Source organism: Mesorhizobium sp. 113-3-9, assembly GCF_016756515.1.
Taxonomy (GTDB): domain Bacteria; phylum Pseudomonadota; class Alphaproteobacteria; order Rhizobiales; family Rhizobiaceae; genus Mesorhizobium.
Genome location: NZ_AP023246.1, coordinates 2294987 through 2319670, shown reverse-complemented (window position 1 = coordinate 2319670; position 24684 = coordinate 2294987). Strand labels below are relative to the sequence as shown.

Annotated in this window: 28 protein-coding genes; 11 read left to right on the top strand and 17 right to left on the bottom strand. The window is 63.7% G+C overall.

Going from position 1 to position 24684, the window contains the following annotated elements; translation table 11 throughout:
* Nucleotides 1-60: 60 nt before the first annotated feature.
* From MesoLj_RS11195 to MesoLj_RS11160, 8 genes are all read right to left on the bottom strand, one after another.
* Nucleotides 61-1176: an ABC transporter ATP-binding protein gene (locus MesoLj_RS11195; RefSeq protein ID WP_202326021.1), complete on the bottom strand. Its 1116-nt coding sequence runs from the start codon at nucleotides 1174-1176 to the stop codon at nucleotides 61-63.
* Nucleotides 1173-1970: an ABC transporter permease gene (locus MesoLj_RS11190; protein ID WP_202326020.1), complete on the bottom strand. Its 798-nt coding sequence runs from the start codon at nucleotides 1968-1970 to the stop codon at nucleotides 1173-1175. The genes MesoLj_RS11195 and MesoLj_RS11190 overlap by 4 nt, the downstream gene beginning before the upstream one ends.
* Nucleotides 1970-2839 (bottom strand): ABC transporter permease, encoded by an 870-nt coding sequence (locus MesoLj_RS11185; RefSeq protein ID WP_140771761.1) that lies wholly within the window; start codon nucleotides 2837-2839, stop codon nucleotides 1970-1972. Before MesoLj_RS11185 ends, MesoLj_RS11190 begins: the two co-directional genes overlap by 1 nt.
* Before the next feature lie 25 nt (nucleotides 2840-2864).
* Nucleotides 2865-3941, bottom strand: coding sequence for an extracellular solute-binding protein (locus MesoLj_RS11180; RefSeq protein WP_140771763.1), 1077 nt, complete (start codon nucleotides 3939-3941; stop codon nucleotides 2865-2867).
* 39 nt (nucleotides 3942-3980) lie between these two features.
* Nucleotides 3981-4640: a helix-turn-helix domain-containing protein gene (locus MesoLj_RS11175; protein ID WP_140771765.1), complete on the bottom strand. Its 660-nt coding sequence runs from the start codon at nucleotides 4638-4640 to the stop codon at nucleotides 3981-3983.
* A gap of 157 nt (nucleotides 4641-4797) precedes the next feature.
* The gene (locus MesoLj_RS11170; RefSeq protein WP_202326019.1) at nucleotides 4798-6579 is read right to left on the bottom strand and encodes a chloride channel protein; all 1782 of its coding nucleotides are present in this window, start codon (nucleotides 6577-6579) and stop codon (nucleotides 4798-4800) included.
* A 156-nt stretch (nucleotides 6580-6735) separates the two neighbouring features.
* A complete protein-coding gene (locus tag MesoLj_RS11165) occupies nucleotides 6736-7248 on the bottom strand; it encodes a cupin domain-containing protein (protein WP_244735348.1) in 513 nt (170 codons plus the stop codon).
* A gap of 15 nt (nucleotides 7249-7263) precedes the next feature.
* Nucleotides 7264-7992 (bottom strand): NAD-dependent epimerase/dehydratase family protein, encoded by a 729-nt coding sequence (locus MesoLj_RS11160; protein ID WP_202326018.1) that lies wholly within the window; start codon nucleotides 7990-7992, stop codon nucleotides 7264-7266.
* A gap of 62 nt (nucleotides 7993-8054) precedes the next feature.
* Between MesoLj_RS11160 and MesoLj_RS11155 the strand changes: the two genes are divergently transcribed.
* Nucleotides 8055-8528, top strand: coding sequence for a MarR family winged helix-turn-helix transcriptional regulator (locus MesoLj_RS11155; protein ID WP_202327246.1), 474 nt, complete (start codon nucleotides 8055-8057; stop codon nucleotides 8526-8528).
* Between the two features lie 39 nt (nucleotides 8529-8567).
* On the opposite strand, the gene MesoLj_RS11150 is transcribed toward MesoLj_RS11155, so the two are convergent.
* Entirely contained in the window at nucleotides 8568-8867 is a 300-nt protein-coding gene (locus MesoLj_RS11150) for a putative quinol monooxygenase (RefSeq protein WP_202326017.1), read from the bottom strand.
* Nucleotides 8868-9039: 172 nt separating this feature from the next.
* Between MesoLj_RS11150 and flhA the strand changes: the two genes are divergently transcribed.
* From flhA to MesoLj_RS11130, 4 genes are all read left to right on the top strand, one after another.
* On the top strand, nucleotides 9040-11127 hold the full coding sequence (gene flhA, locus MesoLj_RS11145) for a flagellar biosynthesis protein FlhA (RefSeq protein ID WP_140771776.1): 2088 nt from the start codon (nucleotides 9040-9042) through the stop codon (nucleotides 11125-11127).
* A complete protein-coding gene (fliR, locus tag MesoLj_RS11140) occupies nucleotides 11124-11876 on the top strand; it encodes a flagellar biosynthetic protein FliR (protein WP_140771778.1) in 753 nt (250 codons plus the stop codon). Before flhA ends, fliR begins: the two co-directional genes overlap by 4 nt.
* Before the next feature lies 1 nt (nucleotide 11877).
* Nucleotides 11878-12261, top strand: coding sequence for a hypothetical protein (locus tag MesoLj_RS11135; protein WP_202326016.1), 384 nt, complete (start codon nucleotides 11878-11880; stop codon nucleotides 12259-12261).
* 179 nt (nucleotides 12262-12440) lie between these two features.
* Entirely contained in the window at nucleotides 12441-12950 is a 510-nt protein-coding gene (locus MesoLj_RS11130; RefSeq protein ID WP_244735346.1) for a GNAT family N-acetyltransferase, read from the top strand.
* Here the strand turns inward: MesoLj_RS11130 and MesoLj_RS11125 are convergent.
* From MesoLj_RS11125 to MesoLj_RS11115, 3 genes are all read right to left on the bottom strand, one after another.
* Nucleotides 12947-13780 carry a DUF1365 domain-containing protein gene (locus tag MesoLj_RS11125; protein WP_202326015.1) on the bottom strand — a complete coding sequence of 278 codons (834 nt, stop codon included), beginning with the start codon at nucleotides 13778-13780 and terminating at the stop codon, nucleotides 12947-12949. The two genes, MesoLj_RS11130 and MesoLj_RS11125, sit on opposite strands and share 4 nt — an antisense overlap.
* Before the next feature lie 16 nt (nucleotides 13781-13796).
* The gene (locus MesoLj_RS11120) at nucleotides 13797-15143 is read right to left on the bottom strand and encodes an NAD(P)/FAD-dependent oxidoreductase (protein ID WP_202326014.1); all 1347 of its coding nucleotides are present in this window, start codon (nucleotides 15141-15143) and stop codon (nucleotides 13797-13799) included.
* 155 nt (nucleotides 15144-15298) lie between these two features.
* Nucleotides 15299-15682, bottom strand: a complete 384-nt coding sequence (locus MesoLj_RS11115; RefSeq protein ID WP_202326013.1) for a DUF2147 domain-containing protein — start codon at nucleotides 15680-15682, stop codon at nucleotides 15299-15301.
* A gap of 125 nt (nucleotides 15683-15807) precedes the next feature.
* Here MesoLj_RS11115 and MesoLj_RS11110 point away from each other — a divergent pair, with 125 nt between their 5' ends.
* Complete coding sequence (locus MesoLj_RS11110) at nucleotides 15808-16218, top strand: DUF2177 family protein (protein ID WP_181179857.1); 411 nt, start codon at nucleotides 15808-15810, stop codon at nucleotides 16216-16218.
* Nucleotides 16219-16224: 6 nt separating this feature from the next.
* Here the strand turns inward: MesoLj_RS11110 and MesoLj_RS11105 are convergent, their stop codons facing one another.
* Genes MesoLj_RS11105 through MesoLj_RS11095 form a run of 3 tightly spaced genes read right to left on the bottom strand, consistent with a single transcriptional unit; the run spans nucleotide 16225 to nucleotide 18621 of the window.
* On the bottom strand, nucleotides 16225-16809 hold the full coding sequence (locus tag MesoLj_RS11105; RefSeq protein ID WP_244735345.1) for a hypothetical protein: 585 nt from the start codon (nucleotides 16807-16809) through the stop codon (nucleotides 16225-16227).
* A 1-nt stretch (nucleotide 16810) separates the two neighbouring features.
* Nucleotides 16811-17839: an SAM-dependent methyltransferase gene (locus tag MesoLj_RS11100; RefSeq protein WP_202326012.1), complete on the bottom strand. Its 1029-nt coding sequence runs from the start codon at nucleotides 17837-17839 to the stop codon at nucleotides 16811-16813.
* A complete protein-coding gene (locus MesoLj_RS11095) occupies nucleotides 17836-18621 on the bottom strand; it encodes a DUF1295 domain-containing protein (protein WP_202327243.1) in 786 nt (261 codons plus the stop codon). The genes MesoLj_RS11100 and MesoLj_RS11095 overlap by 4 nt, the downstream gene beginning before the upstream one ends.
* Nucleotides 18622-18863: 242 nt before the next feature.
* On the opposite strand from MesoLj_RS11095, the gene MesoLj_RS11090 reads away from it, so the two are divergent.
* The 4 genes from MesoLj_RS11090 to MesoLj_RS11075 all read left to right on the top strand — a co-directional run bounded on the left by MesoLj_RS11090 (nucleotide 18864) and on the right by MesoLj_RS11075 (nucleotide 21003).
* Nucleotides 18864-19433: a rod-binding protein gene (locus MesoLj_RS11090; protein ID WP_202326011.1), complete on the top strand. Its 570-nt coding sequence runs from the start codon at nucleotides 18864-18866 to the stop codon at nucleotides 19431-19433.
* 13 nt (nucleotides 19434-19446) lie between these two features.
* Nucleotides 19447-19872, top strand: a complete 426-nt coding sequence (locus MesoLj_RS11085) for a hypothetical protein (RefSeq protein ID WP_140771791.1) — start codon at nucleotides 19447-19449, stop codon at nucleotides 19870-19872.
* 130 nt (nucleotides 19873-20002) lie between these two features.
* Nucleotides 20003-20524 (top strand): hypothetical protein, encoded by a 522-nt coding sequence (locus tag MesoLj_RS11080; protein WP_140771792.1) that lies wholly within the window; start codon nucleotides 20003-20005, stop codon nucleotides 20522-20524.
* 194 nt (nucleotides 20525-20718) lie between these two features.
* The gene (locus MesoLj_RS11075; RefSeq protein ID WP_013529756.1) at nucleotides 20719-21003 is read left to right on the top strand and encodes an SCP2 sterol-binding domain-containing protein; all 285 of its coding nucleotides are present in this window, start codon (nucleotides 20719-20721) and stop codon (nucleotides 21001-21003) included.
* An 86-nt stretch (nucleotides 21004-21089) separates the two neighbouring features.
* On the opposite strand, the gene MesoLj_RS11070 is transcribed toward MesoLj_RS11075, so the two are convergent.
* Nucleotides 21090-21659: a GNAT family N-acetyltransferase gene (locus MesoLj_RS11070; protein ID WP_202326010.1), complete on the bottom strand. Its 570-nt coding sequence runs from the start codon at nucleotides 21657-21659 to the stop codon at nucleotides 21090-21092.
* A 152-nt stretch (nucleotides 21660-21811) separates the two neighbouring features.
* Nucleotides 21812-22945 (bottom strand): ornithine/lysine decarboxylase, encoded by a 1134-nt coding sequence (gene odc2 / locus MesoLj_RS11065; protein ID WP_056578400.1) that lies wholly within the window; start codon nucleotides 22943-22945, stop codon nucleotides 21812-21814.
* Between the two features lie 541 nt (nucleotides 22946-23486).
* Here odc2 and MesoLj_RS11060 point away from each other — a divergent pair.
* Nucleotides 23487-24683, top strand: a complete 1197-nt coding sequence (locus MesoLj_RS11060) for an amidase (RefSeq protein ID WP_202326009.1) — start codon at nucleotides 23487-23489, stop codon at nucleotides 24681-24683.
* Nucleotide 24684 lies beyond the last annotated feature (1 nt).

Sequence of the window (24684 nt, the reverse complement as noted above, 5' to 3'; positions counted from 1 at the left end):
AATTCCAGGAAAAGTGTGAAGCGGTTTTCCGTCCGGAATTGCGTTAAAACAAAAAGATGATCAGGTCAGCGTCGCGTCGGCGGTGCTGTCATCGGCCAGAAGCTTGGCATCGGCACCGTCGAAGCAAAGCTCCACCTTCTCGCCCAGGCCAAAACTGTCGCCGGTCAGCGGCGAGCGCACGATCGCCGTGGAGCCGTCGGCGAGCCTGACTTCATATTTCGATCCCGAACCGAGATAGATGGCTTCCGCGATCGTCCCCGGCAGCCGGTTGGTGGTGCCCGCAGCGCTCTGGCCTGGCCGACGGATGACGAGTTTTTCTGGACGCAGCAACATGACCGGACGGGCTTCGCCCGCCATCCGCCGCGGCGCCGTCACCGTCTCGCCGGCGATGGTCAGCGCCGTGCTTGCGCCGTCGCTTCGCGCCTCTCCGCGCAGCACCGTGGAATCGCCGATGAAGCGGCCGACGAACAGCGTCGTCGGTTCGTCGTAGAGTTCACGGCCGGTGCCGACCTGCTCGATCCGCCCGCGATTGAACACGGCGATGCGGTCCGACAGGACCAGCGCCTCCTCCTGGTCGTGCGTCACATAGACGAAGGTGGTGCCGAGTTCGCGATGGATGCGCTTGATCTCGAGCTGCAGCCATTCGCGCAGCTTCTTGTCGAGGGCGCCGAGCGGCTCGTCCATCAAAAGCAGCGGCGGATCGAAGACGATGGCGCGGGCCAGCGCCACGCGCTGCTGCTGGCCGCCCGACAGCTCGCTGGGGTAACGATGCGCGAAGTCGCCCATCTTGACCATGTCCAGCGCTCTTGCCACGCGCGCCTTTCGCTCCGCCGGGTCGACGCCACGCAGCGTCAGCGGATAGGCGACGTTGCGGCCGACGCTCATATGCGGGAAAAGCGCGTAGTGCTGGAAGACAACGCCGATGTTGCGCTTGTGCGCCGGCACGCCGACCACGCTCTTGCCGCCGACCTGCAGCTTGCCACTGGTCACGTCGGTAAAGCCGGCCACGACGTTCAGCGTCGTGGTCTTGCCGGAACCGCTCGGGCCAAGCAGCGTCATGAACTCGCCGGGCTCGATCCGCAGCGAAACGCCATCCAGCGCCTTGAAGCCGCCATAGGCCTTGCTGATCGATTCGAGATCGATCGCCGCGCCCTTGCTCTCCTGTCCCGGCTTCATGGGCGTCCTTTCCGCTCGTGGCCAAGAAGAAGCATGCCGCCGCCGATCAGGATCGTGGTGGCCAAAAGCAGGATCGTGCCGACGGCGGCAACCGTCGGGTCGGCGTCGCGGGTGATGGAGGAGAATATCTGCACGGGCAAGGTCTTGAGATAGGGGTTGGTGATGAACAGCGACACGACGATCTCGTCGAAAGAGGTGGCGAAGGCAAAGAGCAGGCCGGACAGCATGCCGGGCAGGATCAGCGGCAGCGTCACCGTGCGAAACGCGGTCAGCGCTCCCGCGCCGAGGCTTGCCGCCGCCGTCTCGAGGCGCCTGTCGAACACTTCGAGACTGGCGGAAACCGCGATCAGCACGAAGGGAAGTGCAAGGATGGTGTGGGCAAGCACGAAGCCCAGCAGCGTGCCGACGAGATGGGTGTCGAGATAGACGGCGTAGATGCCGATGGCCAGCACCACGCCCGGCACCACCATCGGCGTCAGCATCAGCATCCGCAACAGGTTGGCGGGCCCTGCCTTCATGCGATCGAGGCCGAAGGCCGCGAGCGTGCCAAGCACCGTGGCCAGCACCGCCACCACGGAGGCGACCTTCAGCGAGTTGAGGAAGCTCGACGACCAGTCCGGATTGGTGAAGAAGTTCTGGTACCACTGCCAGGAGAAGCCTTGCGGCGGGAAGGCGAGCGACTTGTTCTCGTTGAACGACATCGGCACCACGACCAGCGTCGGCGCGACAAGCCATATCGCCACCAGCAGGCAGACGAGGCCGAGGATCACGCGGGTGAGCGGCTTCATCTCCATCAGCTCCGTCCCGCTTCTCGGTACCGCGAGCGCATCACGGGTGCCGCGAGCGCCAGAAGCACGAACGTGGTGACGAGCAGCACCACGCCCATGGCACCGCCGCGGCCCCATTGCAGCAGGCTGAGCACCTGGGTCTGCACCAGCGTCGACAGCATGGTCGAGCGCGGCCCGCCGAGCAGCGCCGGCGTGATGTAGAAGCCCAGAGCCAGGATGAACACGATGATCGCGCCCGCATAGACGCCGGGCAGCGACAGCGGCAGGTAGACGGTAAAGAACGCACGCGAAGGTCGCGCGCCGAGGCTTTGCGCAGCCCGCATCAGCCTGAGGTCGATGCCCTTCATCACCGAGTAGAGCGGCAGGATCATGAAGGGCAGAAGCACTTGCGCCATGCCGATCACCACGCCGGTCTGGGTACGGATCAGCCGGATGCCGTCAAAACCGGCCGCGCGCAGCAGCGAATTGATGACGCCCGAATCCTGCAAAAGGATCACCCAGGAGAGCGTGCGCACGACGCCGCTTACCCAGAACGGGATGAGCACGCAGAGCACCAGGACGAGCCGCACGCGCGGCCCGACGGCGGTCATCAGATAGGCGTAAGGGTAAGCGCAGATCACGCAGACGATCGTCACCCAGGCCGAGATGGTGAAAGTGCGCTGTAGCACCGTGAGATTGATGGGCGCGCCGAAGAACCAGGCGTAATTCTGCACGCCCCATTGCGGTTCCGACAGGCTGCGCAGCACGATGGTGAGCAGCGGATAACCTATCACCGCGGCAAGCAACACCAGCGCCGGCAGCGTGAGCGCGAACGGCCGCCATGCCCATCCGGCCCGTTTCGGGGCGGATGGCGTCGTCGGTTCGTGCGCGCTCACGGGCCTTGCCTTCTTGGTCAGCCGGTCAGTTGCCGGCCATCAGCGCCGACCACTTCTCCTGCGCCACCGCGAAATTCGGGACCCAGAACTTGAAGTTCTGCTTGTAGCCCTGCTTCTGGCGGTCCGGAGTATTGGTCAGGAAGGCGGCAACGGAAGCGTCGACCTTGGGCTGCGCGTCGCTGTTGATCGGCGTATAGGACGTCTGCTCCGCCAGGACTTCCTGGGCATGCTTGCCGAGATAGGCATTGAGCAGCGCATAGGACGCGTCCGTGTCCTTGACGCCGACCGGGATCGTCATCTGGTCCATCACCACCAGCCAATCCTGCCAGGCGGGCGCATATTTGGCGCCGTTCTTGACCGCGGTCATGGCGCGGCCGGTCCACATCATCAGCATATCGGCTTCGCCGGATTCGGCGAGCTGCTGCGATTCGGCACCCGTCTTCCAGAAAATCGTGTCGGGGCCGAGCTTGCGGACCACGTCGATGGCCTTGTCGATATCGGCCACCGTCATTGCCTTCGGGTCGCCGCCGGCAACCTTGAACGCCTGTTCGAGCAAGCCGCCGGTCGGGCTGCCGGAGCCGTCGATTCCGCGCACGCCCGGGAACTTTGCCGTGTCGAAGAAGTCGGCCCAGCTCTTGGGCGGATTATCCTTGTACTTCTCGGTGTTGTACATCAGCACGACGCCGTAGTTCATCGCCGGCACCGAGCATTCGCCGACCTGACCTTCCGGGATTTTCGAGACGTCGAGCTTGGTCAGATCCAGCTTCTGGAACAGCTTGCCGCAATAGACGTAAGGCGGCAGGTCGTCGGTATCGACAACGTCCCAGGTGACGTTGCCGGACTCGACCTGCGCCTGCAACTTGGCGATCTCGGTCGGGCCGTCATTGAGCAGCTTGACGCCGGACTTGTCGGCGAATTCCTTCAGCGCGGCCGCCTGGCCGTCCTGGTAGATGCCGCCATAGGAAACGAGCGTCAGAGTCTTGCCCTTGAGCGAGCCTTCCTTCACCTCGCCCGCCACCGGCTTGTCCTGCGCAAAGGCCGCGCCGGCCACAACGCCAAGCGCCAGAATGGCGCCAAGGCCTGCAAATCTCGATTTAAACATCACACTAACTCTCCCATTCATGCCCGCGTTTTGATCGGACTACCTGGCCGCGAGCGGTTTCCAGGCCGTATATTGTTCGAGTTCGGCGCGCGCCGAGGTCGGCGGCGCGATGATCCACATCACTTCGGCTCGGCCACTGCCGATGTTCTCTGAGCGATGCGGTGTCGACGTCGTGTATTCGATGCTGTCGCCCTCCTCGAGCACGTGGCGCGCCTCACCCAGCGAGACCTCGACGATCCCGCGCAGCACGACGAGCATCTCGTGCGCGTCGCCATGAGTGTAGCGATCGGGCCCGGTCGAACCGCCAATGTCGAATTCGCCGACATAGACTTCCATGTCGCTCAGCGGCGGGCGCGATAACAGCATCTTGCGGCAGCCGTCGCTGGGCGGCAGGCTCGGCCGCTCGCTTCGTCTCAGGACGCCATGGTTTTGCGCCGCGCTTTCCTCGAACAACATGGCGACGCTGACGCCAAGCGCCGAAGCCATCTGGTTGAGCGATGCGGTGCTGGCCCCGGTCAGGCCGCGTTCGAGCTGGCTGATGAAACTGGCGCTGGTTCCAGTCGCCTCCGCAAGCTCCCGCAATGACAACCTGCGGGCGAGGCGAAGGCTCTTGAGGCGCATGCCCAGCACTTCATGTGCATGGGTCGCGGCGGGCGCGTCGCCCGTCTTTACCGAAGCCGCGCCAGAGGCCTTGCGCATGCTATCTCCTCGCTTCACTTAACAATGTGTACAGTACCACTGCACAACTGGCAAGCCACGCGTGGCGCCAGGACCTCGCCAATGGCTGGGCCAGGCTTGCAAGCTGGGATGATCTGTAGGCTGAAGTAAGCCGCGACCGTCGGAACGCGTAGGGAGCCTACCCCTCGCCGGACAGGTCCCGACGCGCTTTTTCTAGCTCCTCGGCATAGCGCCGCATGAGATGTCCCTCGGTCAGCAGCCCGAGCACGATGTGGTCGGTGAAATCCTCGACGACGGCCAGTTCCTCGGCGCCGGCGCGCTGGAACGTCTCGGCGGCGGCCTGCACGTTCATGCTGGGCACCAGAACCGCATCCTTGTACTGGGCAAGATCGCGTACCGGCACGTCACCGCCGGAGGGATCGCTGTGCAGTTCGGCCACGATCAGCACGCCGACATACTGATCGCCCGGGTCGACGGCGATGACGCGCTGGCCGGATCCGAGCGGAATCTGCTTGCGGAAGGCGGCCAGTGTCGTCGAGGCATCGATGGTCTTGATGTCCTTGCGCATCATCGAGCCGACGGTAAGGCTGCGCATCCAGCCGACATCGTGGGCGCTGCGGATCGTCTCGCCGCGCAGGTGGAAGCGCCATGTCGAGAACGAATAGCCGAATGTCTCGCGCACCAGGATCGCCGCCATGATCGAGGCCGCCAGCACGACGCCGGTCAGTGTCAGGTCGCGGGTCGATTCCAGCGCCAGGAACGTCATCGTCAGCGGGCCGCCGACGACACCGACCGCAAGCGAAGTCATGCCGACGACGGCGGCGACCGAAGGGTCGATACCGGTTGCCGGCGAGATCAGCGCCATCATGCCGGCGAAAGCCTTGCCGAGCAGTGCGCCGAGGAACAGCGACGCAAAGAACAGGCCGCCGCGAAAGCCCGAACCAAGCGAGATCGCCGACGCCGCCAATTTCAGCACGAAGACGCTGGCCACCACGGTCAGACCATAGTTCATGGCGAACTCGCGATGCAGCGCGCCGTGGCCGCTGGACAGGACCTGCGGCGTGATCAGCCCCAGGAGGCCGACGATGACGCCGCCGATGACGGGGCGCAGCGAGGCATCGACCGACAGCCTGTTGAAACCACGTTCGATCAGCGTCACCAGCTGCATGATGGCGATCGAAGCGGCGCCGCCGAGCAGCCCGAGCAGCAGGAACGGCACGTACTGGCTGGCGGTGAGTTGCGGCAGTCCTGAAAGCTCGAGCGGAAACGGCACGCCGCCGAACATTTCAGCCGTCAGCGAAGCGCAGATCGCGGCCGTCATGACCGGCGCGACATTGGCGACCGAGTAGATGCCGATGACCAGCTCGAAGCCATAGAAGGCACCGGTCAGCGGCGCATCGAAGGCGGCAGCGATGGCGCCGGCCGCGCCACAGCCGACGAGGACGCGGACATCGTTGCGGCGCAGCCTGAAGATGCGCGCCAGCCGCGATGCCAGGCCGGACCCGACCTGCGTGTAGCCGGCTTCCAGTCCGACCGACGCGCCGAAGCCGCTGGAGATCATGGTCTGGCCGGCGATGATGAACGTATCGGTCAGCGACATGCGCCCGCCATAGAGCGCGTTGGCCTCGATCGGATCGACCGGAGTGCGGAATTTACGCAATCGCAGCCAGATCACCGTCAGCCCGAGCAGCGCGCCGCCGATCGCCGGTATCAGCGCCTGAACCGGATTGGCGAGCGAGAACATGCCGGACAGCCGGCCGCCGGGTTGGACGCCGAACAGGAGCCCGTGCAAATCCTGCACGATCTGGCTCATCGCGGTGACCAGTATGCCCGCCATGACGCCGACGACGCCGGCGAGGATGACCACGGCAATGCCGCGCGCCTCGAGCAGAGGAATGGATCTCAGAAGCACCGCGCGCAGCCGGCGGGCGTAGACTTCGCTGTGGTTTCTGGAAAGCACCGGGGCGGCTCGCCGACATCAAAAGGCAGAACCGCCTGATACGCCGGGCGGCACGACATGACAACCACAATGGCGACATCAAAGGCGCCATTGTGGCCGTGAAACCAGCTGATTTCGTCTTGCAGCCTTCTGATCGCGAGGCAGCCGGCTCCGCGGTCAGTCCGGTATGGTCAGCGGCCCGCAATCGTCATCGGCGACGAAGGTCGCCAAGAGTTCGGCGGGCTCGGTGGTGCTGGCATTCTCGGCGAAGAGATGGACCGCGCCGGGCGGCTCGAACCATGTCTGTCCCTTGGTGAAGACCGCGGCCGGGCTGCCTTCCAGCTGCGAGCGCAGCGTGCCCTTCAGGACGAAGGCGCTGACCGAGCCCGGATGCCGGTGACGAGGCGTAAAACCGTTTGGTGGAAATGCCACGATCACCGTGGTGATCGACTTGCCCGGCACGTCAGGCAGTTTTTCGCAGGAGACCGGCGTGACGACCGTCTTTGGCCGCGCCCCGGCAACACCGTTCACATCGGCATTTGCCATCTGCACATGCATTTCCATGCCTTTCGGCACGATGCCTGTGAAACCGGGGCCGGCCCACTTTGCCGCGAGCGCGAACAAAACCCCGACAGCGCTGGCCGCGATGACAAATTCGCCGGCGCGCGGACGAGCTCGATTGCCGATCATCTCGATATCTCCGATTCAGGCGGGCAAACGGAAATCAGCACGCCAACCCAGCTCCTCGACCGCCCTTTGCGTCGAGACAGCCTGGTTGGGTTCCGCCACGTTGAAGACGCCGGGCGCGCCCTTTTCGAGTGCGAGCAGCGCCGCATGGGCAGCAGCATCGACATGCACAGGCGAGGCGCCGGTAGCCGCATCGGTTCCCGTTCCCGGTCCATAGAGCTGGCCATATCGCAGGACGACGCCGGCGAATGGTGCGTTGAGAACAGCCTTTTCCAAGGCGATGACGCCACCGACGCTGATGCCGCGACTGCCGCTCGCCCCGCCGTCCAGCGGGTCGGCTTCGCCATGCGGCTCTGGTCCTGGCGCATAGGCCCAGGCGATGCTTTGGGCGACCATGCGCCGGGCGCCGAACGCGGCGGCCGCCGCGACCAGATTGCGGGTACCCTCCTCGCGGATGCGGGCATTGCGAACGACCGCCGCGCCCATCCGGCTCGGATCCAGCCCTGGCGGCAGGTCGGTCAATTGATGGACGACGATGTCCGGCCGGGCGGCAAGCATGCAGCGCGACAGGGCCTCGGCATCGAAGACATCCACGATCACCGATTCGACGCCGAGGGCACGCAGTGTCGCGGCCTTGTCAGGACTGCGCGTGGTACCCGTCACATGATGGCCGGCGGCCAGAAGCTGCGGGATCAGCCGCTGCCCGACGGCGCCAGAAGCGCCGGCAAGGAAAATTCGATGCCCCATCGTCATGAACTCCACATCGTCGTAGTATCAGCACACGAACAACATATAAGAGCTCTGATATGATGCGCAAGGCAAATCCGACAGTTCCGGCTCCGGGCGAAGGCAAGCGCGGCGAGGAAGGCTATCTCGGCTATCTCCTGCGGCAGGCCGCCGGCGCGCATCGGCTGAGGGTTGACAGGGCGCTGGCCGATCTCGGCGTGACGCAGCCGCAATTTGCCACGCTGACCATGCTTGGCGCCTATCCCGGCCTCTCCAACGCCGATCTGGCCCGGTTGGCGCTGCTCACCCCGCAAACGCTCAGCGTCATCGTCGCCAATCTCGAACGGGCCGGTTCGCTGGTGCGCAGGCCGCATGCCGTCCATGGCCGCATCCAGCATATCGAGCTCAGCGACAGCGGACAGGCGCTGCTGCGGGAATGCCGCGAGCGGGTGCATGCCATCGAGCGCGAACTGACGGAAGGCCTGTCGTCCGAGGACGAAAGAGCCGTCAGGCGCTGGCTGGTCGGCGTCGCCATGGCTGACACATCCGTGCCCTGATCGTTTGCCGGCGGCTGACGATTGTCGAGCGGCGGCCGATCAGGTTGTCATCGGCTCGCCGGCTTCGTAGAGCACGAGGTTGCGCTCGCCTATGCCAAGCGCCGGCCAGCTCGAACGCCACTCGGCGATGTGCGGCGAGCGGAAATGCGCATCGAGCGCCGCCTTGTCACGCCACACCTCCGTGACTCGGATCAGCCCCGCGTCGAGCACATCCCGGGCATAGGAGTATTCGAGGCAGCCAGTCTCGGCATGGCTGCCCGAGATCATGCGCTCCATCGCGGACCTTGCCTCCTCGAACCTGTTGGGCGGCAGACGGATCGTGCCGATGATCAGCAGCATGGGCTTTCCTTCTTGCGAGATGGTCTATCCGCCTACTGCATGTCGCTCGAAAGTGGCCGCGGTTTTGGGAAGACGAGATGCATAAAACAAGGTCTCCCACCCTCGCGCAAGCTTGGCCAGCTACCCTCGCCGGGCTGTCGTATGCGCGGCAGCCTATGGTTCGAGGACTTAAATGGCGATCAGCGAAAGCATCCAGCCCGGCGCGGTGGCCAAGAACGGCCGCGACATCTTCTTCGCGCTCGGCATCGTCATCATCCTGGCCGTGCTGTTCCTGCCGATCCCGGCCTTCCTCATCGACATCGGTCTCGCTTTCTCGATCGCGCTTTCGGTGCTGATCCTGATGGTCGCGCTGTGGATCCAGCGGCCGCTCGATTTCTCCTCGTTCCCGACCGTGCTGCTGATCGCCACCATGCTGCGGCTATCGCTCAACATCGCCACCACGCGCATGATCCTGTCGCATGGCAATGAGGGCACGCATGCGGCCGGATACGTGATTGCCGGTTTCTCCAAGCTGGTAATGGCCAGCGACTTCGTCATCGGCCTCATCGTCTTCATGATCCTGATCGTGGTGAACTTCATCGTCATCACCAAGGGTGCCACGCGTATCGCCGAGGTCGGCGCCCGCTTCACCCTCGACGCCATCCCCGGCAAGCAGATGTCGATCGACGCCGATCTCTCCGCCGGCATGATCGACGACAAGACCGCGCAGTTGCGCCGCCGCGAACTGGAAGAGGAATCCTCCTTCTTCGGCTCGATGGACGGCGCCTCGAAATTCGTGCGCGGCGACGCCATCGCCGGTCTTATCATCACCGCCATCAACATCGTCGGCGGCATCGCCATCGGCTACATCAGGCACGGCATGGGCATGGGCGAGGCCGCCGATGTGTTCATCAAGCTGTCGGTCGGCGACGGCCTGGTCACCCAGATTCCGGCGCTGATCGTCTCGCTCGCCGCCGGCCTGCTGGTTTCCAAGGGCGGCACCCGCGGCTCGACCAACCAGGCCGTGTTCGGCCAGCTCGGCGCCCATCCGCGCGCGCTTTACGTCGCGGCGGCGCTGCTGGTGTTGCTCGGCCTGATGCCCGGCCTGCCGCTGTTTCCATTCTTCGCGTTGGCCGGCGGCATGGCCGGCCTCGGCTACATCATTCCGCTGCGCGCCAACCGGGCAGTCGCCGAGGCCGAGGCGCTGAAGGCCCAGGAGAAGGTGTCCAAGGCCGAGGAAGAGAAGAACTCGGTCAAGGCTTCGCTCGCCACCGCCGAGATCGAACTGCTGATCGGCAAGCAGCTGTCGACCCGGCTCCTGGTCTCGCATCAGGAGCTGGTCTTCCGCATGGCCAAGATGCGCAAGAAATTCGCCCAGCAATACGGCTTCGTCGTGCCGGAAGTGCGCGTCGCCGACGACTTCGCCATTCCGCCGAAGAGTTACCAGATCAAGGTGCACGGCACGGTGGTGGCCGAATATTCGATGCGCGTCGGTGAGATCATGGTGCTGCTCGGCAGCCGCGACGTGCCCGAAATACCCGGCGAAGAAATCCGCGAGCCGGCCTTCGGCATGCGCGCCTATTCCGTCATGGAAACCTTCGCCGAGGACTTGAAGCGCGAGAACTACACCTTCGCCGACAACATGTCGGTGCTGCTCACGCATCTTTCCGAAGTCATCCGCAACAACCTGCCGCAGCTCCTGTCCTACAAGGACATGAAGGCCCTGCTCGAACGCCAGGACCAGGAGTACCGCAAGCTCGCCGATGAGATCTGCACCACGCACATCTCCTATCCCGGCCTGCAGGCGGTGCTGAAGCTGCTGCTCGCCGAGCGCGTCTCGATCCGCAACCTGCACCTGATCATCGAGGCCATCGCCGAGATCGCGCCGCATGTGCGCCGCACCGAGCAGATCGTCGAACATGTGCGCATCCGCATGGCGCAGCAGATCTGCGGCGACCTTTCGGAAGGCGGCGTGCTCAAGGTGCTGCGCCTCGGCAACCGCTGGGACCTCGCCTTCCACCAAAGCCTCAAGCGCGACGCCAAGGGCGAGGTGCGCGAGTTCGACATCGATCCGCGCCAGCTCGAGGAATTCGGCCAGGACGCCACCAAGGCGATCAAGAAATTCCTCGAGGCCGGCGAGCGCTTCGTCCTTGTCACCGCCCCGGACGCCCGCCCCTATGTGCGCATGATCATCGAACGCCTGTTCACCACGCTGCCGGTGCTCTCTCACGTCGAAATCGCCAAGGGCGTCGAGATCAAGGTGCTCGGAACCATATCGTGAGCGTTCTCTCGCAGAGCGTCGTCATCGCGGCGTTCCTGGCCTTCTGCCGCATCGGCGCCTGCTTCATGCTGATGCCGGGCCTGTCCAGCGCCCGCGTGCCGGTCCAGGTCCGGCTGTTCGTGGCGGTCGCTGCCACTGGCGGCCTGCTCGCCTTCCTGTGGGACCGCATCATTCCCTTCGTCGATCCGCGCCCGCAGATCCTGGTGCCGATGATCATCTCGGAACTTCTGGTCGGCGGGCTGATCGGTGCCATGACCAGGCTCTACATGGAGGCGCTGCGCTTCATGGGCTCGGCCATCGCCATGCTGATCGGCTATGGCGGCTCGGGCGGACCGGCGATCGAGGAACCGGAACCGCAGGCCGCCCTTGCCGCGATCATCTCGTTCTCGGCGCTGCTGATGCTGTTCGTCTTCGATTTCGACCATGAGATCGTGCGCGCCCTGGTGGCGTCCTACACGGTCGCGCCGGTCAACGTCTTCTTCAACCCCCAGGCAGCGCTCGTCGACATCACCGACACCGTGTCGGACACCTTCTTCCTGGTCATCCGCCTCGGCAGCCCGTTTGTCGCCTATGCCATTCTGGTCAATCTGACGATCGGCTTCGTCAACAAGCTGACCCCGCAGATCCCGATCTATTTCATCTCCCAGCCCTTCGTCATCGCCGGCGGCATGATCATCTTCTATTTCGCCGTCGGCACCATGCTGTCGCTGTTCGTCGACGGCTTCGTCGACTTGACTCTGGCGAGGTGACATGAGCACGCGCAAGGACCGCCTGCGGAAACTGGTCAAGGTGCAGGAGCAGCTGAAGGCGCTGCACGAGACCCGCCACGCCACCTTCCTGGCCGCGGCAAACGCCGCCGAGGCCGAGGCCAGGGAATTGATCGGCCATTTCGACCAGGACAATTCCCTCTCCGGTCTGTTCCCCGATCTCTATCATCGCCGCATCGCGCAGGCGGTGGTACGCCAGGAGAAGAGCCTGGAGAGCGCCAGGCAGGAGGTCGGCCTTATCGCCACGGCAAATGCGCGCACCAATATGGTCGAGCGTGCCTACAAGGATGTGCGCAACCGCGACGAACGCGAACGCTCCGACCGCGAGCGGCTTGATTTGATCGCGCAGAAGCGGGGCGAGGAGTAGCTGAGGGAATTTGGCGAGGACCCGATTGTCCTCGGGCAACCGTCCTGGTTCGTCGAACAAGGTTGCGTTTCGCATTTCCACCGGTGCGGTCTGCCGGCACCGTTGCATTGGCGCGGCCTCAGGTCAAAAATGCCCCCATGGAAGCAGTCCGATTTCCCAGGCTCACGACACCAAGGCTCGTGCTTCGGGCGCCGAGCGAAAGCGATATCCCGGCATGGTTCGCGCGCGCGACGGATGTCGAATCCGCCTCTCTGGCCGGCGATCCCGTTCCCGACGACATAGACGCGGGCGAGCGATGGTTCGCCCGTTCGCGTCAGCGGTTCGCCGACGGCAAGGCGATCCAGTGGTCCATGGACCAAACAGGAGTATCGGACGCGATCGGAACGATAACCCTGTCCTTCGACGCAACCGGCGCCAGGGCAGCCGCATTGGGATTTGTGCTGGCGCGTGCGCATTGGGGGCACGGACTGGGCAGCGAGGCGGCGCGCGAAGTCCTGCGCTACGCCTTTGAAACCCTGGAGCTCGAACAGGTGACGGCAGAGGCGGCGACGCGCAATTTCGCGTCGCTGCGAATATTGGCAAAGCTCGGCTTCAAACATATCGAAAGCTTCATCGATGAGTCCGACGGCGAGCGCTGCGAACGTTTTGCGCTCGACGCAGGCAACGGATGTTCACTGCGGGCGGTCTAGGTTCGCAACGAAACATCCGCTTGTGGCTCGGCAACCTTCGGGGTTTCAGGGCTCGGATGAAACCGTGCGCCTTTCAGCCACAATTTCAGTGCCTCCCAGTGAATGCCGAAAATGATTTTCAAGGTCATCAGCGGAAACTTGATCAGGCATGCGCAAAGGTTCAGCGTGGCAAGCGGGCGCGCGCTTCCGGCAAAGGTCGCCGACAGCAATGGCTCGCCATTTTCAGTCTCATGGATGCGAAGCCTGACCGCCCTGCCGGGCGGCAGGATGCGAAAATGATAGCGCGCATCCATGCCGATGAAGGGCGAGACGTGAAAGAGCTTGGCTTTTGTCTGGCGCACCCCTCCGGGGCCGAGTTCGCCGCACATGATCGGCGCGACGTAGAAATGCCGCCCGCCGAAGGTATTGCGCACGGCATAGATCAAGGCGATCAGCGCGCCGGCCTCGTCGTAGCAGAAATAGACCGAGATCGGATTGAAGACGTAGCCGAAGATGCGGGGATAGGCGAGCAACAACACACGCGCAGCCGGCTTGCCAAGGCCTGCATCGGCAAGCAGCCTGTCGGCGAAAACCCGAAGGGTTTCGCCTGGGATCCCGACGTGGTCACTCTCACGGAAAGAGGCTGGGCCGGGCCGGTTGACCCCCAGCAGCCATGTCATGCGGCCGAGTTCGGGTAGCCTGTCTATGTCGACCAGCAATGAGAACACGCGATAGACAAAGCGGTGGCCGAACGGCTTCAGTCGGGCATGCATGACCTCACCCGGATAGAGCACGCCCGCCGCCAGTGGCGGCGGACCATTTTGCTCCAGGGTGGTGACGCGTTGCTCCATAGCTCGCAAAAGGCCTTTATTCCGCAGCCATGAGCGCCTTGGGCGAAGCCTCCACGCCGCGCCGCCACGGCACTTCAGCACCAAGCGCAATCGCCGCGTTAAGGCCCGACCGTAAACCGTCTTCATGAAAGCCGTGGCCGGTCCATGCACCGGCGAAATAGGTGCCGCGCGCGCCCTGGATGTCATCGAGGCGGGCTTGCGCGGACAAGGCGCGAGCATCGTATTGGGGATGGTCGAACATCCATTCGCCGAAGACCAGTTCCGGTCGCGGCTCGACGACCGGATTGAGTGAAACGAAGAGCGGCTTTGCGGCATCGATCCCTTGCAGGCGGTTCATCCAGTAGGTGACCGACACCTCCGGTTCTGCACCGTCACAAGAGCAGCGCAGATAATTCCAGGCCGCCCAGGCGGCCCGCCGCTTCGGCATCAGGCGGGGATCTCTGTGCAGTACGACCCGGTTGGGCCGATACGGTATTGCTGACAGGATCGATTCTTCGACGCTCGATACATCGCCGAGCATGGCAAGTGCCTGGTCGCTGTGGCCGGCAATGATGACATTGTCGAAGCGCTCCGGCGTGTCATTGCCGGCCCAGACAGTAATGCCGAACGCATCGCGCACCATCGTCTTGACCGGCGATGACAGGCGCAAAGCCGACCCGAGGGGCGCCAAGAGTTTTTGCAGGTAGTTGCGGGAACCGCCGCTCACCGTGCGCCACATCGGCCGCGTATCATTGTCGATCAACCGATGGTTCTCGAAGAAGCTGATGAAGCTTGCGGCCGGATAGTCCAGCATTTTGGCGCGCGGAGTCGACCAGATCGCCGCCGCCATCGGCATGAGATAATTGTCGCGAAAACCCGCGGAGAAACCGCGGGTGCGAAGATAGTCGCCGATCGAGACGTTGCCCAAGGTGCCGGAGTCGCGCTCGGCGATGCACGCCTTGTTGAAGCGCAGGATTTCGCGCAGCATCCACAGGAAGCCGGGCGAAAAGACATTGCGCTTCTGGGCGAATATGGTGCGCAGCGTCGAGCCGCACCATTCGAGTTTGCCACCGTCGAGCGATAGCGAAAAGCCCATGTCGCTCTCATGCGTGGCCACGCCAAGATGCGAAAACAGCGCGGTCAGATCCGGATAGGCCAGCTCATTGTAGACAATGAAGCCGGTGTCGACCGAAATCGGTGTGCCGTCATAGTCGATGTCGACTGTGGCGGTATGGCCGCCGGCGCGGTGGGATGCCTCGTAAAGAGTAACGTCTGCGCTCGCATGCAAAGCCCATGCGGCGGCAGCGCCGGAAATCCCTGAACCGATGACAGCGATTTTCTTCTTGCCGTCCGGACGACCACGACTGATAGGCACGATGTTCATCGAGAATCCTTGTTGGAAATCAATCCTGTAAGGCACTGGCAGCGCCCGGAGGTAACTTTGTAGATACGGGAGGATGCGGCGTGAGTTTCACTGTGAGGTCGAGCTATTTCATCGCGAGGTGAAGAGGTGCCGAACTGAACCGGTCGCTCGCACGGTCAGCGGGCGCGAGACCAGTTGACCGACTTGCAAACCAGCCCGCCAGCAACGCAGCCACGCGTGACCAGCCTCTGCCCGGCCACCTTGAGCTGGATCGCATAGGTCAGCGCGCGTTTTGCATCGAAGGCCTTGCCGGCCAGCGTGTCGGCGGACTTCGGCCGCAGCGTCATCACAAGCCTGTCGCCTACGGCTTCGCCGCCGCTGGTATCCCTGATCCAGACATTGGTCGCGCAGATGTTCGAGCCGCATGGAGCGATCCGGACCTTCGCATTGCCATCACCGCGATTCCACGTGCCGCTGGGGTCAGGCGCCGATGCCGCAAACGCCGATCCGCAGAGCGGGACGCAAATTACCAGAGCTGCCGCCGCTGCCAGTCGGTTCATCACTCACCCTGTCATCTGTTTGCGAAGGTACGGTCGACAGGCAGAGTGAGTTTCGTCCCCTCGAAACTATCGCCGATAAAAACCGTTGCTGAACGACAGCCAGCGCGAATTCGGGAGCGAAAATGATCAAGACCTACGGCATCGCCTATCTGACGACGGCGATCGTGTTCCTGTGTGTCGACGCCGTCTGGCTGTCGGTGATGGCCAGCCGGCTTTACAAGCCGTTGCTGGGGCCGATCCTGCTCGACAGTTTCGACGTCAAGGCGGCAGCACTTTTCTACATCATCTACATTGGCGGCGCGGTCTATTTCGCGGTGCAGCCAGCCTTGCAGACCGGATCGTGGGCGACCGCGGCGGTGCACGGCGCTGTGTTCGGCTTCTGCGCCTACGCCACCTACGATCTGACCAACCAGGCGACGCTGAGGAACTGGCCCGTCGCGGTCACCATCGCGGATATCTTTTGGGGAACCGTGCTCACCGCTATCGCGGCAACAGCGGGGTTTCTCGTCTGCAGTGCTCTGTCGCGAACGGCGTAGCGGCCGTCAGTGCTTGGCCGAGAGGCCAATCAGGTTCATCACGAGAAGACCGATGAAGGCTGTAAGCGTGCCGGCGCTAAGTGCGTTCATTTTCAGAAAACCCGCATATTCCTCGATCGAATAGAGGTGGATGGGTGCGCCGTAGCGCCCATGCAGGACCGTGAAGGCCAGCATACCGACGACCGCTATGGCGATCGCAATGATCCGTTCACTCGGTCGGAACAGCACGAAGCCGAGCAGCACGCAAGGGAGCAGAAAAACCTCCACGCCGGAGGCGACGCCGAACACCTTGGCGCTCAGCACCGTATTGCCTATCCCGGCGAGCGGCAGCAGCGCACGGCCGGCCCGGGCGTTGATGCGCCCAACAGCCGGCACCGCGAGGAAGAACGGCGTCGAGATGAATGTGTAGAAGGTCGGCGCAATGTCGGGACCGACCGCCCAGTAGACATAGAGCGGATAGAAGGGCTGGTTCCACAGCACGACAAGCGCGACCAGATTGGCGGCGGCAACGAGAGGATCGTCATCGGCGAAGTAGGCCTTCGCCGCCTGCCAGCCTGCCCCCAGCACTCCCGATCGGGCCGGCGTTGCCAATCTACTTGGCCGCCCGCAGGCGATAGTGGCTGACGCCCCATTCCTCGCCGTTCGCATGTCCGAACAACCCGGCGGTCGCGAGGAAGAACAGACGCCAGCGCCGGCGCCAGATCAAGGCGTCCTTGCCGTAGACCTGAGCGAGGATAAGGTCGATCTCGGGCAGGTTGGCGTCGAGATTGGCAAGCCACTGGTTTGCGGTGCGCTGGTAGTTGCGCCCATTCCATCGCCATTCCTGCTCGACCTCGAACAGTGCTGGGAAATGCCGGATCAGTTCGTGGCTCGGCATGATGCCGCCCGTGAAAAAGTGCTGTGCGATCCAGTCGGACTTGTCGCGATGGTCGAAACGGTAGGACCGGCTCTTGTGGGTGAAGACATGGATGAAGAGCCGCCCTTCCCGCGTCAGCCAGGAATGCACGCGTTCGAGCAGCTTTTGCCAATTCGACATATGCTCGAACATCTCGACCGAAACGATCCGGTCGAATATGCCGTTCGGATGAAAGCTGTTCATGTCGGCGGTTATGACGCGGATGTTCGCGAGGCCCTTCTCCCGGGCCTGCGCTTCGATATATGCCCTTTGGGGGGCAGAGTTGGAGACTGCGGTGACCTTGGCGGCGGGAAAACGCTCTCCCATGAACAGCGTCAGCGAACCCCAGCCGCAGCCGAGTTCCAGGATGTCCTGGCCATCTCCCAGATCGGCGTGCGCGACGGTCTCCTCCAGAGCAAGCACCTCGGCCCGCTCCAAGGTCTCGTCACCACGCTGGTAGAAGCATGAGGAGTACTTGCGCCGCGGCCCGAGAACCAGACCAAAGAAAGCCGGCGGCAATTCGTAATGCTGCTCGTTGGCAGCGTCTGTGTGCTCGGCAATCGGATGATCGGCCATGGCATGGACGAAGGCCTGCTCATGCTTGGCGGGGCTCTCCAGCAGGTTTCGGCGGGTGCGTCCGACCAGAAAATCAATCCCCGTCCGGGTCACGGGGTCAGGAAACCGGTTGCGTTCGACCGTGCATATGGCGGATGCGATGAGGCTCATGACGGCTGACCTTTCGAAGTTTGGGGAGAGGTATGGCGGGGCGGACCTGGCCAGAATGCGTTGACGCGCGCCTGATAGGCACGGAACGTGTCGCCACGTGATTTCAGCATGTGCGCTTCGAGCGGCGGGATGCCGGACACATGGACCAGGAGCCAGTACATGAAGAGCGGGCCGGACACTGCCACCCAGCCCCATGCGTAGGCGCCGGTCAAATCCAGTGCGATCACGACATAGGCCAGCCAGCCGAACCACTCGAAGAAGTAGTTGGGATGGCGCGAAAGTCCCCAAAGCCCGGCGTCACAGACTTTCCCTTTGTTTGCCGGGTTTTCGCGAAACCGTGCGAGCTGGCGGTCGGCCACGCCTTCGCCAAGGATGGCAATCACCAAAATGACGATGCCTAGCCAGTCGCCGATTTGCAGTTGCGGTACCGGATTGCGGGCGGCAGCGAAGATCGAAAGTGAGAGCAGCAAGGCAGCGCAGGCCTGCACTTGCAGAAACCAGAACAGCCGGCGCGGAAAATCCCCACCCCATTCGCTGCGCAGTTGCGCGTAACGCGGATCGTCACCACCGTTCAGGGTCCTGACGACTATATGCAGGCCAAGCCGGATCGACCAGATCGCCGCGAGCAGGGCGACGATCGGCGGCCTTGTCGACGCGTGCTGCCAGCCGGGCAATGGAACAATCGCCATGGCGATGCCGGCGGCGCCCACCGCAAACGACCAGATCGCATCCACCCAGCCGGACTTGCCGCTTCTAATCGCAACCACCCAGGCGACCGACATGGCGAGAAAAACGCAAATGCCGACACCGATAAACAAGATTGCAAACGTCACAATATGGCCCTGCACGATCACTGTGATCTGTTGGGTGAGTTACGGGTCGACACGGTGGCAAGTTTCTCGCGCCCTTGCAGTTTTGCCGGACGCGCATCGCGGCCGAACGGCAAAATGCAAACCGGCAAGCCTGCCACAAGCTTGTTGAGGCATGGTCTGGCCAAGGAAACCTGGCAAAAAGGCGGACCTTCTTGGCGATTTCTCCACCCAGCGACATCGTTATGGATGTCGCCCGAGCCGCGGAGCCAGCGGACATCGAGGCTGCCCGTGCCGCGCTGACGAAGCGTGCGGCCGGCGCTGCCGGCACGTTCTCGGTCGAGACCGCCGCGTCGGTCGATGCCGGCTCGATCCTGTCACGCGCCACCGCCGAGCATGCGGCCGGAACCGATCCGGCCAAGAAATTCAAGAAGTTCGAGGCGATGGTCCTGCAAACCTTCATCCAGAACATGCTGCCCAAGGACACCGAGGGCGTCTACGGCACCGGTCTTGCCGGCGACATGTGGAAATCGCAGCTGGCCGAGCGCGTCGCCGACGTCATGGCCGAGCGCGGCGGCATCGGCATCGCCAAGTCGCTGCTCGCCGACCACTATCTCGACGGCAAGCGCAAGGTGCCGATCGGCCCGGTTTCAAATGGACCGGAAAAGACCGAGATCGATCAGCAAACCCGTCTGTCCACCTCGCTCGTCCAGGAATTGCAGCGCAAGGCCGCAAGGTCGATGACCGGCGACGAGACAACCATAAAAACAGACACCAAGATCTAGACTGGGAAACACCATGGCCGACTCTTCCGAATTCACCGCCAACCTGCCAGCGCGCACGACCGCGCCGGAGGCTCCGATCCCATTCGCGCGGCCTGGAAACCTTGCCGCCATCATTGGCCGCATCGAGGAGGTGGTCGAGGAAGAGACCGCCGGCATCCGCAGCGATACCGGCTATGACCTCAAGGCCTCCAACGCCCGCAAGAGCCGCTATCTCTACGAACTGACCCGCGCCATGAAGGGCGGCAGCGAAGCCGAGTTCCTCGAACAGCACCGCGAGGGCCTGACCCGGCTGCGCCAGAAACTGGTGAAGAACGAGGCGGCGATCCTGGCGCATCTGAGCGCCGTCAACGAGGTCGCCAACCTGTTGCGCAGCGCCATCCAGCGCGCCGAAACCGACGGCACCTACTCCGCCGGCGAGTTCGGCCGGATGAAGGGCTAGAGCATGATTCCGAAAAGTGGATGCCGGTTTTTGGAAAAGGTCATGCTCAAACAAAGAGATAGAGCCCCATCCCGATTGAATCGGGATGGAACAGGCTCTAGAGCGCGGTGATGCCGGGCTCGAGTTCCGAATGATAAAGGTCATCGCCATCGCGGTCTGGGTCTGCGCCGCCACGCTCGGCGCGGTCTTCTATTCGTTCCAGGCCGCGGGCGACCGCGGCGTCGGCGAGAAACCCAAGCCGATGCTGGGCGGGCTGGATTACGTCAAGACCGACATCATTTCGGTGCCGCTGATCCACGATTCCAGGATCGACGGCTACTTCCTGGCCAAGCTCGTCTACACCGTCGAGCCGGAGCAGATAAAGAAACTGTCGATTCCGGCCGAGGCGCTGATCACCGACGAGGTCTACAGCTATCTCTACGCACACCCCCAGATCGACTTCGGCAAGAAGGAGGCGATAGACCTCGACGCCTTCCGCGCCGCGATCCGCGACACCGTCAACACCCGCGTCGGCTCAACCCTCGTGCATGAGGTTCTGATCGACCAGGTCAATTTCCTGAGCAAGGACGAGATCCGCGACAACTGGCTGCGCCGCCGGCAGGATGCCGGCACCACGGCGCCCGAGGCGGCCAAGCCGGCCAGCGCGCATTGAGCGGCACTGGCCGGCATGGCTGGTCCCGACACTTCACCCGGTGCGGCGATAGGAACCAGTCTCCGCAATCCGCGTTGACGTAAACGTCAATCCAAAGCTATATGCGCCAGCGACCATGATCGCGAAGTGCTGCGTGGGCTTCAGCCGGACCGAAATGCCCTGCGCGATAGATGCAACCAGACAGGGAGAACAGCGTGAGCGTTCAGGAGATTGCCGAGAAGATCAAGTCGCGCGTGGCCAGCAGCGGATTCGATCGTTCCGTGAAATTCGACACCGGCAGCGACGGCGTCATCGTCATCGACGGCGCGACCGTCTCGAACACCGATGCCCCGACCGACTGCACCATCAAGCTCTCGCTCGACGATCTCGACTCGCTGATCGCCGGTGATCTGAACCCGACCATGGCGTTCATGACCGGCAAGATCAAAGTCGAAGGCGACATGACCGTCGCCATGGCGCTCAGCCAGTTGATCGGCTGAGCCGACTCCATTGCAGCGATGGGCTCATGGCCCACGAAAAACGCCGCCTTTTTCAGGCGGCGTTTTGTTTTAAGCGGACTTGGCGCTTAGGCTGCCATTGTCGGCGCCGGCGCCTTCAGCTTGCGGCCGGAAGCCTTCAGCGTGCCGTGCGCGCCGTCGAGCGCGCCGTCCACCAGCTCCAGCGCCAGAAGGCGGTGCCGCTCATAAGGTCCCGGCATGGCGAGCGAACCGGTCCTGGCGGCCGAGAAGCCGAAACGTCCATAGTAGGGCGCATCACCAACCAGCAGGATCGCCGCGTGACCGAGACGCGCTGCTTCGGCCACGGCATGCCGCATCAGCGCCGAGCCGATGCCTGCATTCTTGAGCGACGGATCGACGGCGAGCGGGCCAAGCAGCAGCGCTGACGGACCGCCCTCGCCCAGCGCGACGTCCCACAGCCGCACCGTGCCGACCACGCCGCCCGACGCATCGCGCGCGACGAAGGCCAGGCCTTCCGAGGGCCGACGGCCACGCCGCAGCTTCTCCGACGATTTTTTCCGCCGCATCGGCCCCATGGCACGATCGAGCAAGGCTTCGCGCATAGCCATGTCGGCGGCGGTTTCGGCGACCATGGAGAAGGCCGGCGCATGAGCTACGATTTCAACTGACATTTCCATTTCCGCAATCCTTCACGAGCGGAGATCTGTTCCACAAGCGAGACCCGGGTGGACGACAAGCGCCCACCTGGGATGATCCGACCGGCTCTCAGCGCATTTTCAGGCGAAGTTGTGACCGGTTCGCCGTTCGAAAATGCGCTGAGAAAGCGCCGTCAGATCACGTAGGATCGGAGAGGCTCGAAGCCGTTGAACGCGACCGCCGAGTAGGTGGTCGTGTAGGCGCCGGTGCCTTCGATCAGCACCTCGTCGCCGATGGTCAGCGACAAGGGCAGCGGATATGGCGTCTTCTCGTACATCACATCGGCCGAATCGCAGGTCGGGCCGGCGAGCACGCAAGGCGCGGTCTCCGAGCCGTCATGGCGGGTGACGAGGGGGTAGCGGATCGCCTCGTCCATGGTCTCGGCGAGGCCGCCGAATTTGCCGATGTCGAGGAACACCCAGCGCACATTGTCATTGTCCGCCTTCTTGGAGATCAGCACGACTTCCGACTTGATGACACCGGCATTGCCGACCATGCCGCGACCCGGCTCGATGATGGTCTCGGGCAGCGCGTTGCCGAAATGCTTGCGCAGCGCCGAGAAGATCGCCTGGCCGTAGGCCTGTGCCACCGGCACGTCCTTGAGGTAACGGGTCGGGAAACCGCCGCCCATATTGACCATCTTCAAGACGATGCCTTCCTCGGCGAGCGTGGCGAACACCTTTTTGGCGTCGGCCAGCGCGCGGTCCCAGGCGGTCAGGTCGGTCTGCTGCGAGCCGACGTGGAACGACACGCCATAGGCATCGAGACCAAGGCCCTTGGCATGACGCAGCACGTCGACGGCCATGGCAGGCACGCAGCCGAACTTGCGCGACAGCGGCCACTCGGCGCCTTCGCCGTCGGTCAGCACGCGGCAGAACACGCGCGCGCCGGGAGCGACGCGGGCGATCTTCTCGACCTCTTCGACGCAGTCGACCGCGAACAGGCGGATGCCGAGCTGGTAGGCGCGTGCGATGTCACGCTCCTTCTTGATGGTGTTGCCGAAGGAGATGCGGTCCGCGGGCGCACCCGCGTCCATCGCCATCTCGACTTCGGCAACGGAAGCGGTGTCGAAGGACGAGCCCATCGCAGCAAGGAGGCGCAGGATTTCCGGCGCCGGGTTTGCTTTCACCGCATAGTAGATCTTGGAATCGGGCAGCGCCTTCTCGAAGGCGCGGAAATTGTCGCGCACGACATCGAGGTCGACGACGAGGCAGGGGCCGGACGGACGTCGGGTGGCGAGGAAGTCGAGGATGCGCTGAGTAGCCATCGGGTTTCTCCATCACGCCTTTCGGCGCGCACAAGGGTGCGGACGCGGGCTGTCGGCCTCGCGAACACGCGGTCAAACAAAGGCGGGACGAAAATTCCATGGAACCAGCCGGTGGAGACCCCGGAACCATGAAACGCCGTCTCGCGGCGATGAACCTAGCCTTGCCCGGCTTCGGTTCGCTTTGTCTGCCTTGGCTTGGATTGGGAGAACCCCGTTCCGCACTGCCGGCAATGAAGGTGTGCCTCTTCAGTAACCCCGGTCTTTGGACAACCGGCAGAGAACCAGAAAGGCCCGCACCGTCGTTGCTTCAAGGTGTCCTCGGTCTGGCGGTTGGCCGCTAAACCGACTGGAGGGGTTAGCTCCAGTTACCTTACCGATTTCCCTCACCATTCGAGGATCGGCGGACACCCACAGGCACGTGCGACTTTGGGCAAGCGCGATATAGGAGCGAAGGGTTTCACAATCAATAAAAATCGTATCGCAGGTTGTAAAATTTCTGGCATCGAACAATGTTGGGAAAACCGTATCCGGATATCGAACGATGACAGGCACGCACGGCCCCTACAACGCCTTCCTCGATCTTCGCCAGATGCCGGTGGCGCACGCCGAACTCGGCCCGCTCGCCGGCCTGCGGCTGGCCGTCAAGGACATCTACGATGTTGCCGGCTACCGCACCGGCTGTGGCAATTTGCGGAAGTTCGCCGAGGGCCAGGCCGCCTCGCGCACGGCGCCCGCCGTGCAGACGATTCTCGAGGCCGGAGCACGCTTCGCCGGCAAGACCCAGACCGACGAGCTTGCCTTCGCGCTGTTCGGCCAGAACGCGCATTTTCCGTTTCCGGTGAATCCCGCGGCCCCCGACCGCGTCACCGGCGGCTCCTCGTCGGGGTCGGCATCGGCGGTGGCGGGCAGGCTGGCCGACATTGCCACCGGCTCCGACACCGGCGGCTCGATCCGTGCGCCGGCGAGTTTTTGCGGGCTGATCGGGCTGCGCACCACGCATGGCCGCATTTCGCTCGATGGCACGATGAAGCTGGCGCCAAGCTTCGACACATTCGGCTGGTTCGCCGACGACATCGAGACCTATGAGACCGTCGGCAAACTGCTGCTTGGCCGCGACCCTCACCTGCATTCGCTGGACCGCCCGCTGTCGCTCACCTGGCTGGACGAGATGGTGGCGCGCCCTGCGCTAGCCGAATATGCCAGGATGAAGGCACTGGCGAGCGCGGTTTTCGGTGCACTGGCGACGCCGACAACGTACTTCTCCTCTTCCCCGGATGAACTCTACTGGTGCTTTCGCCGCCTGCAGGCCAAGGAAGCCTGGGGCGTGCATGGCGAATGGATCACCAGCGGCGAACGCGACCTTGGCCCCGGCGTCGAGGAGCGCTTCGGCTTCGGCCGCGCCGTCGACGACCGGACAGCGCAGGCCGAGAAGGTGCGCCGGCTGACCTTTCGCGGCGAACTGAGCGCCCTGCTCGGCAAGGACGGCTTCCTCGTCCTGCCGACGGTGCCGGGCCCGGCGCCCTATGTCGACTCGACGCCGGAGCAGTTCCAGGCCTATCGCGAGCGAGCCCTGCATCTTCTGTGTCTGGCCGGGCTCTCAGGCTTTCCACAGATCACCTTGCCCATCGGCTCTGTCGCCGGCGCACCGTTCGGCCTGTCGCTGCTTGGCCCTTCCGGCAGCGACGTTGCCCTGATACGGCTCGGCCGAAAACTTCTCGACGCAGCAAAGAGGGCCTGAA